Here is an 11,813-nt window from a genome sequence, read left to right on the forward strand (position 1 = left end):
TCACGGCGCGTGATCAATACGGTACTCCGGGTGGCGACCACCGAGCACTCCCCCGACCCCGCCGCACGCCCCGCGGAGAGCGACCCCCGCTTCGCCCTGATGGACCTCGCGCTGAGCTACCTGGTCCCCGCCGCGCTGCGCGCCGTCACGGCGCTGGGCGTGGCCGACCACCTGGCCGCGGGCCCGCTGCCCGTCGCCGACCTGGCCCGCGCGGCCGGCACCCACCCGCTCAACCTGCACCGGGCGTTGCGGCTGCTGGCCGCGCACGGGATCTTCACCGAGGACGACGCAGGCCGGTTCGCGCTCACCCCGGCGGCGGAGCTGCTGCGCACCGACGTGCCGGACTCGTTCGCCCCGGCCGTCCTGATGATCACCGACACGACGTTCTGGCGGCCCGCGGGCGAGCTGGAGGAGGCCGTGCGCACCGGCACGTCGGCGTTCGACCGGCTGTTCGGGGTGCCGTTCTTCGAGCACTTCGCCCGGGACCCCGCCACCGCCGCCGTCTTCCACGACGGCATGGCCTCGATGTCCGACCCGGAGAACCCCCTGGTGGCGCGGGCCTGCGACTTCCCGCCGGGCGCGGTGGTGGTCGACGTGGGCGGCGGCCACGGCGGACTGCTGCGAGCGGTGCTGCACGAGCACCCCACCGTGCGCGGCGTGCTGTTCGACCAGCCGCACGTGCTGGCGGGCCACCGGCTGACCGCCCTCGGCGCGGACCACCGCTGGGACCTGGCCGCGGGCGACTTCTTCACCGGGGCCCCGCCCGGCGACGCCTACCTGCTCAAGCGGGTCCTGCACGACTGGGACGACGAGCAGTGCGTCCGCATCCTCCGGCAGTGCCGGCGGGCGATGTCCGACGACGGCCGCGTCCTGGTGGTCGACGCGGTGGTCCCGCCCGGCAACGACCCCGACCCGGGCAAGGTCATCGACCTGCTCATGATGAGCGCGCTCACCGGGCGCGAACGCACCCGGGCCGACTTCGACGCCCTGTTCGCCCGCGCGGGCCTCCGCCTGACCCGCGTGCTGCCGACCGACACCAGGCTGTCGATCGTCGAGGGCGTGGCCGCGCCCTGAACCGCCCGTCCCCTGGCCCGACCACCGCGGGAGCGGCCGGCCCGCCGCCCGCGAACACCGGCACCCGCTCCACGTCACCCGTGCGGGCGATCCGGACACCGGTAGGGTGGGCGGATCGCGGAAAACCCGCGCCCGACCCGCGGCGGTGCCCCGGATGACCTTCGACGACACCGGACCCCCGGCGTGGTTCCCGGTGGTCGCCCTGGTCGCCTCGTCGGGCGGCCTGGACGCCCTGACGCGGGTGGTGGCGCCCCTGCCGGCCGACCTGCCCGCCGCGGTGCTCGTCGTGCAGCACCTGCACCCCGAGCGCACCAGCCTGCTCTCCCAGCTGCTCGACCGGCGCACCGCCCTCACCGTCGCCGCGGCCCGCGACGGCGACCTCCTCGTCCCCGGTCGGGTGCTGGTGGCGCCGGCGGGCCGGCACCTGCTGGTCACCTCCCCCACCAGGGTCGGCCTCATCGACTCCGGCGCGCTGCCGCCCGCCCGCCCCTCCGCCGACCTGTTCCTGGCCACCCTCGCGGTGACCTGCGGACCGCGCGTGCTCGCGGTCGTCCTCACCGGCACGGGCACCGACGCCCAGGCCGGCATCCGCGCCGTCGCCCACCGCGGGGGCACCGTGTACGCGCAGGACGAGGCGACCTCCGCGCACTTCGGCATGCCCTCCGCCGCCACCGCGACCGGGCTCGTCCACGCGGTGCTCCCGCTGGCCGCCATCGCCCCCGCCGTCGTGGCCCACGTGGACCGCCACCGGCACGGCGCCCCGCACCCGCTGGAACCGGACAGGGCGAACTGACCGTCCAGCACGAAAAATGCGGCCGAGCAGCCGCAGCGGTTCACCTGTTCGGGCGACAGATAGGGACCTTTGGCCCTCCACCACGCCTCCGCCGCGGCGGAAGCATGGGACCCGACACAGCCTACGAACGGTCGATCATGACGCTCACCGCCGCACCCGCCAGTCCCGCCCCCGTCACCCCGCCGCACCCGACGACGGGCGCGGCGGCGGTGGGTGCGCCGTCGTCGGGTGCCGCGTGATCGGCCGCCGCGCGTCGCTCCTGCGCCTGAAGTCGGCCCGGATCGGCGACGCCGTGCTGGTGCGCCCCGTCGGCAGGCTCGACCTGTCCACCTACGCGCACCTGCGCGACGGGCTGCTCAAGCACGCGGCGGACCAGCCGGCGGCCCTCCTCGTGGTGCTGGACGAGGACTTCGAGATCGGCAGCGACCCCCTCGCCACCGTGTTCGCCACCACGTGGATGCGGGTCGCCCGGTGGCCCGCCGTGCCGTTCGTGCTCGTGGCCCGGGAACGGGTCCACCGCGAGGTGCTGACCCGCACCGGCGTCGCCCGCTTCGTGCCGTACCACGAGGGGCTCGACCGGGCGCTGGCCGCCGTCAGGCAACTGCCGCTGCGGCACCGCGACGAGATCCAGCTCCCCGCCGCGCCGCTGGCGCGAGTGCTGGCGCGGTCGTTCGTCCGCGAGCGGTGCGGCGCGTGGCACCTGCCGCGCCTCACCACGTCCGCCGTCGCGCTGGCCGACGAACTCGTGGCCAACGCGCTGCTCCACACCGACAGCGCCCCGGTGCTGCGGATCGACCTGTTCCCCCGCCGGCTCACCGTGGCCGTGCACGACACCAGCCCGGTCCTGCCGCCCGCACCCGGGCCGGGCGCGGGCGCACGCGGCCTGGCGGTGGTCGAGGCGCTGAGCACCGCGTGGGGCAGCAACCACACCCTCGACGGCGGCAAGGTGGTGTGGGCGTCCCTGGCGGTACCGCCGAGGTGACGAACGGCGTCCCCACCCGCGCGGTGGGGAACCGGGCCGGCGGGCGCCGTTCGACGGGGCGCGTTCACCCGTCCACTCCGGACACCGCCGGAATACGGTTCCGCGACGGGCAACGGGCTGAGCGGGTGGTCGATCCGGCGGGCACCGAAACAGCGGTTGGCACCGGGTGATCGACGGAGAAGCGTTTGCCGGACCCGGCACCCACCGGTGCCGGCACGACCACGAGAGGAACCTCGTGAACGCGAAATCCGGTCTGTTCACCCGAAGAGTCGCCCGATCGGCCGCGACCGCCCTGAGCGCGGTGCTCGCGCTCTGCCTCGTCCCCGCCGCGACGGCCACCGCCGCCCCGGAGGGCACCAACTACGCCTGCGCCGGCACGACCGCCGCGTCGTCCACGTTCTCCGGCTACTCCACCGCCCGGGTCAACGACTGCGACACCAGCACCGCCCTCGGCGGCGCGCACAGCTGGGCGAACGCCAACGGTGCCGCCTACTACCCGCCGAACTACGCCCAGTGGGTGTTCGTGGCCCTGCCCACCGCGCAGACGATCAGCCGGGTCGTGGTCCACACGACGGCCGGCTACCCGCTGCGCGACTTCGACGTCCAGGTCCAGAACGAGCACGTGTTCGACACGTTGGCGACGATCAACTACAACACCGACACGGTCGTCACCGTCACCTTCCCGCCGCGCAGCGCGCGCGTCATCCGCATCCTCGGCAAGACCGGCCCGATCCACCAGCCCGGCTTCGTCCGGATCAACGAGCTCCAGGTCTTCGACTTCTGACCGGGCCGGGTCGGGCACCTCCACCGTCGCTGCTCGACCCGGCACCACCGCCCGCCGCGCGACCCGCGTGGGCTCGCACGCCTCCCGTCCGCGACCCGAGGGGTGTTCCGCGTGACCGGTGTCGACGACCTCTCCTGGGCGGACGCGCACCTCGGCCAGGAGCCGGGGCTCGGTGACATCTTCTGCCTGACCTTCATCCGGGGCGTCGACGGCCCCGAGGCGCTGCGGCGGATGGGCGGTCTGCCCGACACCGCGGCGGTCCGCACGCTGTCCGACCTCCACGAGCTGCACGACTTCGACACGGGCTACCCCACCGCGGCCTCGGCGCTGCCGCTGGGCACGTGGACCGTCGTGGTCGAGCCGAACGGCTTCGAGGGCTCGCACCGGCTCGACGGGCTGTCGCACGGGACCGAGGCGGTGTCCGTGCTGCGCCACGACTACGCCTCCGACTCGTTCGGGTACGCCGTGGACGGGGAGCTGGTCAGCGGGTTCGACCCGGTCGTCCCCGCGTACCGCCACGGCAGCGACCCCGACCTCCTGCTCCCCCACCTGCTCGACGCCGGGTTCGGCGCGGCGCACGAGGACGACGTCGACGACCCCATCGCCCGCTGCCCGCGGATCGCCGAGCTCATCACCGGCGTCCTGCCCTCGTTCGAGGCGCTCACCGGCCCGCTGCTCAGCGCGCACGTCGAGCCGTGGTTCGGCGACGCGCGCAGGCCCCCGGCGGGCCGCCCCGGTCACGACGGCCCCGTCGACGCCGTCGCCGAGGTGCGGCGGCTCACGACCCTGCACGACCTGACCGGCACGCCGGGCCTCGCCGACGCGCTCGCGGCGGCCTCGCGCGGCGAGCGCGTCGAGGTCTCGCCGGAGAGCCCGCTCGGCCTGCACGTCCGCGCCTGGGGCACCGAGTCCAGGCGGGCGAGCTGGTCGCTCAACGACCACCGGGCGCGGCACCGGATGACCGAGGCCGATGTCCGCCGTGCCCACGACCTCGGGTGGCTCGCGCAGGCCCTGGGCGACGCCCTCCAGCCTCCCCGGGACTGACCGCGGCGGACGGCCCCTTTCCGTCCGGTGTGGACTCACCACCCGGCCCGGACGTGGTCCGGCTCGCCCGGTCCCCTCGGCCGACCGCTGCGCCCCGGACCCGCCGGTGGACGGGCCGCCGGGCCATGATCCGTTGACCGGGTCGTTTCGCGTAGGCTGCCGTCCGTGGCGGTGGACGGGCGCGCGGGCGGTGAGGTGCGGGTCTCCTGGATCGCGGACCTGGCCGGGGTGTCCGCCTCGACCGTGTCGAAGGTGATCCACGGGCGACCGGGCGTGTCGGACGGGACGCGCCGGCGCATCGAGGAGCTGATCCGCGAGCACGGCTTCCAGAAGAACGAGAAGGTCGAGTCGGTCCCGATCGTCGAGGTGGTCTTCCAGTCCCTGGACAGCCTGTGGGCGTTGGAGATCATCCGCGGCGTCGAGGAGGCGGTCCGCCCGGACGGGCTGGCGGTGACGCTGACCGAGATGCAGGGCGGTCACACGCCGGAGAGCGCGTGGGCGCGGCAGATGCTGGCCCGCCGGCCGGTCGGCGTCATCGCGGTCTCCGCCGAGTTCAGCGAGGCCCAGTTGGCGCAGCTCGGCAGCCGCGCCATCCCGCTGGTCGCGCTCGACCCCACCGGGGAGCCGACCCACTCCATCCCGTCGGTGGGCGCGACGAACTGGAACGGCGGCCTGGTCGCCACCCGTCACCTGATCGGGCTGGGCCACCGCCGCATCGCCATGGTCAACGGCCCGTCGGAGTTCCTGTGCTGCCGGGCCCGCCTGGACGGCCACCGCGCCGCCCTCGACGCGGCCGGCGTGCCGCAGGACCGCAAGCTCGTGCGGACCGCGCCCCTCTACCACGACGGCGGGCGCGACGCGGCGCGCGAGCTGCTGCGCCTGCCCGACCGGCCCACCGCCGTGTTCGCCGCCAACGACCTGCAGGCCCTGGGCGTCTACGACGCCGCGCGCGAGGCGGGGTTGCGCGTCCCGCACGACCTGAGCGTGGTCGGCTTCGACGACCTGGCGTTCACCCAGTGGTCCGATCCACCGTTGACCACCGTGCGGCAGCCGCTGCGGCGGATGGGCGCGGAGGCCGCCGGGATGCTGCTGACCCTGGCGGCGGGCGGTGAGCCGGACAACGACCGCGTCGAACTGCCGACGAAGCTCGTCGTCCGGGGCAGCACCGCGCCGCCGCCGTGACGGGCGCTCAGCCCGCGCAGGTGTAGCCCGAGGGCAGCGCGGTGCTCCCGTCGGGGCGCGACGCCTGGAACCCGAACTCGGCCGTCGCCCCCGGTGCCAGCGACCGGGTGGCCCGCGCGGTCACGGCCTGGCCGCTCGTGGTCACCGCCGCGTTCCACGACCCAGTGACCGAGTGCCCGGACGGCAGGGTGAACGCCACCGACCACGTGATCGCCGACGCCCCGGTGTTGGTGACCCGCACCGGTTGCACGACGTAGCCGGTGCCCCACTGGCTCTGGGTCGTGGCGGTCACCGAGCACCCGGCCCCGCCCTGCACGGTGACCGAGACCTCGGCCGACGAGGGGGACGTGTTGCCCGCCGCGTCCCGCGCCCGCACCCGGTACCGGTGGGTGCCCGCGCCCGGGCCGCTGTCGGTGTAGGAGGTACCCGGCACCGCGGCGACCTGGGTGAACGCGCCGGACGTGCCGGTGGCGCGCAGGACGTCGTAGCCGGTCACGCCGACGTCGTCGGTCGAGGCGCCCCACGCCAGGGACACCGAGCCGCCCGAGACCGACGCGGTCAGGCCCGCCGGCGCGCCGGGCGGGGTGGTGTCCGCGGGCGAGCCTGCCCCGGCCTTCTCCGCCGCCCACGCCGACAGCCAGGCCAGCGCGGCGTTCCAGTTCAGCGCCACCTCGTTGACCGACCAGGCGTTGATGTCGTCCAGGTAGCACTTCTGGGGCTTGCAGCCCGCCAGCTGCTGCTGCGCGACCGGGTCCTGCAGGTCGGTGTTGGGGCCGCCCGCCAGCAGCCCCGGCGGCGGGGTCGGCAGCGACGCGTCCAGCTGGTTGGCCCAGAACCGGTGGTGCGAGTTGCGGGTGGCGCGCTCGCCGTAGCCGGTCACGTAGGAGTGGTTGAACGGGTTGCGCCCGAACAGGTAGTCCAGCGCCTGGTACACGCCCGCCCGGTACTCGGCCCGGCCGGTGAAGTCGTGCGCCAGCGCCAGCACGTTCGCCGCGTTGGCGACCACGCCGTTGGACCCCCAGTAGTAGCCGCTCGCCGGCGCCGGGTAGCCCTGGGTCGCCGCCTGGCCCAGCAGCCGGTCGCCGTAGGAGGCGAACGCCGCGCGGGTGGCCGCCACGTCCTGGGCGGGCAGGCCGTTGGGCACCAGGGCCAACGTCGTGTCCCCCAGCCCGGCGGTCCACCACCAGTCGAACCCGCCCTGCTCGAAGCCCCGGCCGCGGAACAGCGGCGACCCGGTCACGTCACCGCGGTAGCCACCGGCACCGGTGGTGGTGAACAGCTCGGCCGCGGCCCAGTAGAACTCGTCGGTCACGTTGTTGTCGACGTACGTGCCGCCGCCGTTGCCGTCGTTCGGGTCGGCGTAGCGCGCGGGGTCGGCCTTGGCCGCCGCGTAGGCGCGCTGCGCGGCGGTCAGGGCGCGGGAGGCGAAGTCGGCGTCGACGTCGCGCCACACCCGCGCGGCCTGCGCGGCCACGGCGGCCAGGTTCAGCGTCGAGGCGGTGGTGACGGCCGACAGCAGCCGGGGCTGCGGGTCCTGGTCGGGGCGCATCGGCAGGGCGGTCCAGTTCTCGTCGCTGACCTTGTGCCGCACCATGCCCGCGTCCGCGCGCCCCTGCGGCACCTGCATCCGCATCAGGAACTCGACGCCCCACCGTGCCTCGTCGAGGATGTCGGGCACGCCGTTGCCGCGTTCGGGGATCGCGAGCCTGCCGTCGCCGAGGGCCGCCCGGTCCGCGCCGGTCACGTGCAGGGTGCGCTCGTACTCGTTGATCAGCTGCCAGGCGGCGATGCCGGTGTCCACGCCGTACTTGCCGTGGTCGCCCGCGTCGTACCAGCCGCCCCGCACGTCGGAGGTGTAGCCGCACGACACCCGGCACGGCACCCCGTCGTCGCCCCTGTTCGGGGCGACGTTGAGGTGCCCGGCGGGCCGCGCGTACCGCGCGCCGACGTACTGCGCCTGGATCGGCGTGCCGCTGCGCTGGTGGTAGAAGAACGCCAGGGCGTCGTAGCGCAGGCGCTTGAGCGGGTCGGCCGAGATGTCGAACGGGGCGCTGTCCGCGCCCGCCACCGACAGCACGTAGCCGGCGCCGGGCACGTCGAACGACGAGAAGTCGACGACGTGCACGGTGTCGCCCGACAACTGGTCCGCGCCGCGCACGACGGTCCGCCCCGAGGCCACGGTCGCCCCGGAGGCGTTGCGCAGCGCCCAGGACGCGGGCGAGCCCGAGCTGGTGACCACCGTGGCCTGCTTCGGCAGGCCGGGCACGTAGGCCACCTGGTTGACCTTGACCGCGGGGCCGGCGTCGGGGGCCGCCAGGGCGGTGGGCGGGGCCAGGGCGGCGGCGGTCAGCGCCAGGGCCGCCGCGACCGCCACCCCCCGGCGGAGCTGGTGATGAGTGCGCACGGGCTGATCCTCCTTGGACCACGCCGCCACCCTGGCCGAAATGTTCTCGATCCAGAACGACAGTGTTGCGGACCGGGAGCGCTCCCAGAGGAGCGCCTTCGGCTTTGCATGGTGGCCTACCGGGAGCGTTCTGGTCAACGTTCTCTGCGGAGCGAGAAATTTTCGTGCGGTCGTGTTCACAAACCGGTGTTCAGTTCACGGAGACCGAACCTGAACACGCGCCGCACCGCTTGGCTGGGGACCGGACAGCGGACAGGGAGGTCCCGTGGCACGAAGATCGGTGGTGCTGGTGCTGACCGCGGTGCTGGCGGGTGCGGCGGCGCCGGGCACGGCGGCAGCGGGTATGGCGGCAGTGGGTATGGCGGCAGTGGGCACGACAGCGGAGTGGGCGGCGGCGGGCACGGCGGCGGCGGGCACGGCGGCGGCGGGCACGGCGGCGGCGGGCACGGCGGGCCGCGAGGCGTCGCCGGGCGACCGGAAGACCGTCACGCTCGTCACCGGCGACCGGGTCGTCCTCGACGGCGACCGGCTCGTCTCCATCACCCCCGGCCCGGCGCGGGAGGGCGTCCCGTTCCAGGTCACCCGGCACGCGGGCCGGCTGCGCGTGGTCCCCGCCGACGTGATCGGGCCACTGGCCGCGGGCCGGGTGGACCAGCGGCTGTTCGACGTCACCGGGCTGGTCGAGGCCGGGTACGACGACGGCCTGCGCGACACCGTGCCGGTGATCGTCACCGGCGGTCCCCCGCCGCCGGGCGCGCGGGTCGCCGGGGCGCTGCCCGCGGTGGACGCGGTGGCGGCCGAGGTGCCGAAGTCGACCGGGTGGCCGGAGCTGCCCGACGACGCCGGCAGGGTGTGGCTGGACGGGGTGGCCCGTCCGCTGCTGGACCGCAGCACCGCGCAGGTCGGGGCACCGGTGGCGTGGGCGGCGGCGCTGACCGGCGCGGGCGTGACCGTCGCGGTGGTCGACACGGGGGTGGAGGGCGACCACCCCGACCTGGTCGGGCGGGAGGTCGCCGCGCGGGACTTCACCCACGAGCAGGACGGCGTCGACCACTTCGGCCACGGCACGCACGTCGCGGCCACGATCGCGGGGCACCGCGCCCCCTACCGGGGTGTCGCGCCGGACGCGCGGCTGCTCGACGCCAAGGTGTGCGACCGCCGGGGGGCCTGCCCGGAGTCGGCGATCATCGAGGGGATGCGCTGGGCCGCGGAGCGGGGCGCGGCCGTGGTGAACATCAGCCTGGGCCTGACCGCGAGCGACGACGTCGACCCGGTGGAGGCCGCCGTGGACGCCCTGTCGGCGAGCCACGGCACGCTGTTCGTCGTCTCGGCGGGCAACGCCGGGGACGGCGCGGGCACCGTGCTCTCCCCCGGCACCGCCGACGCCGCGCTGACCGTGGGCGCGGTGGGGCGCGACGACTCGGCGGCGGAGTTCTCCAGCCGGGGGCCGAGGCCGGCCGACGGCGCGGTCAAGCCCGACATCACCGCGCCGGGCGTGGACGTCGTCGCGGCCAGGGCGGGCACCGGCGAACCGCTCGGCACACCGGTCGGTGAGCGGCACGCGGCCCTGTCCGGCACGTCGATGGCCTCGCCGCACGTGGCCGGCGCCGCCGCGCTGCTGGCGCAGCGGCACCCCGGGTGGAGCGGCGCGCGGCTCAAGGCGGCGCTGACCGCCTCGGCGCGGCCGAACCCGGCGCTGGGCGTGCACGTGCAGGGCTCGGGCCGGTTGGACATCGCGGCGGCGCTGACCGCGACGGTCACCAGCGAGCCGACGTCGGTCGTCCTCGGCCGGCAGGAGTGGCCGCACGACGACGACGTGCCCCTCGCGAAACCCCTGGTCTACCGCAACGACGGCGCGCAGCCGACCACGCTGGACCTGGCGGTGCGGGCGCACGGCCCGGACGGCGCGGAGCGCCCGGTGCTCTCGGTGTCCCCGGCGCGCGTCACAGTGCCGGCGGTCGGCACCGCCGAGGTCGTGGTGACGGGCGACGCGCGCCGGGAGGCCGCGGACGGCGCGTACTCGGGCTCGGTGGTGGCGACCGCGGGCGGCGCGGAGGTGCTGCGGACGCCGGTCGGGCTGGTCCGGGAGGCGGAGAGCCACCCGGTCACCTTCGAGCACCCCGGCGCGCCCGGCGACCGGCGGCCCACGACCCTGGTGAACGTGGTCACCGGCGCGCACACCTACGTGCGGGACGGCACCGCGCGGCTGCCCGGGGGCGACTACCTGGTGCAGTCGCTGCTCGGTCCGGAGGAGGGCCCGCACACCATCGTGACCCGCCCCGACCTGCGGGTGGAGGGGCCGGCGCACGTGGTCCTCGACGCGCGTCCGGCGGGGCCGCTGGAGGTCGTCGCGCCCGACCCGGCGGCGGTGCCCGGCGAGCACAGCGTGGTCGTCGAGCGCAGGCTCGGCACGGCCACCGCGAGCGCGGGCGTGCACCACCCCGGCGGTTTCCCGGCCGGGACGCGGATCGGCCACGCGGGACCGCCGCTGCCCGCCGGCGAGCTGGACGTGTTCGTGTCCGCGCGCTCCGAGGGCCCGTCCGGCTCCTACTGGCTGGGGTGGGCCGAGCGGGGCCGGGTGCCGGACGGGTTCGCGCGCGCACCGCGCGCGTCGGACCTGGCGAGGGTGCGCACGACGATCGCCGCGCGGCCCGCGGGCGGGCAGCGGGGTCTGCTCGGTCACGTGGTCTCGCCGTCCGGGACGGCGGGCCCGAGCTTCTTCGCGGACGTGACCTCCACGTCCGCGTTCACGAGGTACACGACACCGGACACCGCCTGGCGGGCGGTGTACTTCGACGACGGGGGCCTGATGAGCGCCGACGAGGAGCGGTACGGCGCGGGCCGGACCTACGACCGGTCGTTCGGCGCGCCCGTGATCGGCCCGGTGATGTACCCGGGCGCCTACCCGAACCTGACGCGCAGCGGGAACGAGGTGGCGGTGTCGCTGTCGCTGTTCGGCGACCGGGAGGGCAACGAGGGCTACTCCAGGACCACGTCCGCGCGGACCGCGCTGTACCGCGACGGGGAGCTGGTGGGCGAGAACGACAGCAGCGGGCACGGCGCGTTCGCGGTCCCGCCGGGTCCCGCCGTGTTCCGGGCGGTGACCGAGGTGACGCGCGCGCGGGAGGTCTCGGAGTTCAGCACGCGCATCTCGGTGGACTGGACGTTCCGCGCGGGCACGACCACCCGTGAGCGGCGGCTGCCGATGTCGGTGGTGCGGTTCACCCCGGAGCTGGACGGCACGGGCGGCGCGCCCGCGCACCGGCCGCTGCTGCTGCCCCTGGTGGTGGACCAGCAGCGGGGCGTGGACAACCCGCCGCTGCGCCGCCTGCACGTGGAGGTGTCCTACGACGACGGGGCGAGCTGGGGGCCGGTCCCGGTGCTGGGCCGGGCGGCGCTGGTGGGCAACCGGGCCGCGCCGGGGGCGTTCGCCTCGCTGCGCGTGCACGCCGCCGACGACCGGGGCGGCGAGCTGCGGCAGACCGTGATCCGCGCCTACCGGCTCGGCTGACGGCCGGCGGCAGGCGGTTGGCGGCAGGCGGTTGGCGGC

The 11,813-nt window shown here is 75.8% G+C and carries 8 protein-coding genes; 7 read left to right on the top strand and 1 reads right to left on the bottom strand.

Annotation, left to right across the window (positions count from 1 at the left end):
- Positions 1-30 precede the first annotated feature (30 nt).
- The 6 genes from ACR807_RS29830 to ACR807_RS29855 all read left to right on the top strand — a co-directional run bounded on the left by ACR807_RS29830 (position 31) and on the right by ACR807_RS29855 (position 5,859).
- Positions 31-1,074: a methyltransferase gene (locus ACR807_RS29830; protein WP_438924777.1), complete on the top strand. Its 1,044-nt coding sequence runs from the start codon at positions 31-33 to the stop codon at positions 1,072-1,074.
- Positions 1,075-1,228: 154 nt separating this feature from the next.
- Complete coding sequence (locus ACR807_RS29835; protein WP_438924778.1) at positions 1,229-1,867, top strand: chemotaxis protein CheB; 639 nt, start codon at positions 1,229-1,231, stop codon at positions 1,865-1,867.
- A 235-nt stretch (positions 1,868-2,102) separates the two neighbouring features.
- Entirely contained in the window at positions 2,103-2,849 is a 747-nt protein-coding gene (locus ACR807_RS29840; RefSeq protein ID WP_438924779.1) for a hypothetical protein, read from the top strand.
- Between the two features lie 235 nt (positions 2,850-3,084).
- Positions 3,085-3,633, top strand: a complete 549-nt coding sequence (locus ACR807_RS29845; protein WP_438924780.1) for a galactose-binding domain-containing protein — start codon at positions 3,085-3,087, stop codon at positions 3,631-3,633.
- Positions 3,634-3,744: 111 nt separating this feature from the next.
- On the top strand, positions 3,745-4,677 hold the full coding sequence (locus ACR807_RS29850) for a DUF6461 domain-containing protein (RefSeq protein ID WP_438924781.1): 933 nt from the start codon (positions 3,745-3,747) through the stop codon (positions 4,675-4,677).
- Between the two features lie 165 nt (positions 4,678-4,842).
- The gene (locus ACR807_RS29855; protein WP_438924782.1) at positions 4,843-5,859 is read left to right on the top strand and encodes a LacI family DNA-binding transcriptional regulator; all 1,017 of its coding nucleotides are present in this window, start codon (positions 4,843-4,845) and stop codon (positions 5,857-5,859) included.
- A 7-nt stretch (positions 5,860-5,866) separates the two neighbouring features.
- Here ACR807_RS29855 and ACR807_RS29860 read toward each other — a convergent pair whose 3' ends face one another.
- Positions 5,867-8,263 (bottom strand): glycoside hydrolase family 9 protein, encoded by a 2,397-nt coding sequence (locus tag ACR807_RS29860; RefSeq protein WP_438924783.1) that lies wholly within the window; start codon positions 8,261-8,263, stop codon positions 5,867-5,869.
- 265 nt (positions 8,264-8,528) lie between these two features.
- On the opposite strand from ACR807_RS29860, the gene ACR807_RS29865 reads away from it, so the two are divergent.
- Positions 8,529-11,774 (top strand): S8 family serine peptidase, encoded by a 3,246-nt coding sequence (locus tag ACR807_RS29865; RefSeq protein WP_438924784.1) that lies wholly within the window; start codon positions 8,529-8,531, stop codon positions 11,772-11,774.
- Positions 11,775-11,813: the final 39 nt, after the last annotated feature.

Source organism: Saccharothrix sabaoui, assembly GCF_051756985.1.
GTDB lineage: Bacteria > Actinomycetota > Actinomycetes > Mycobacteriales > Pseudonocardiaceae > Actinosynnema.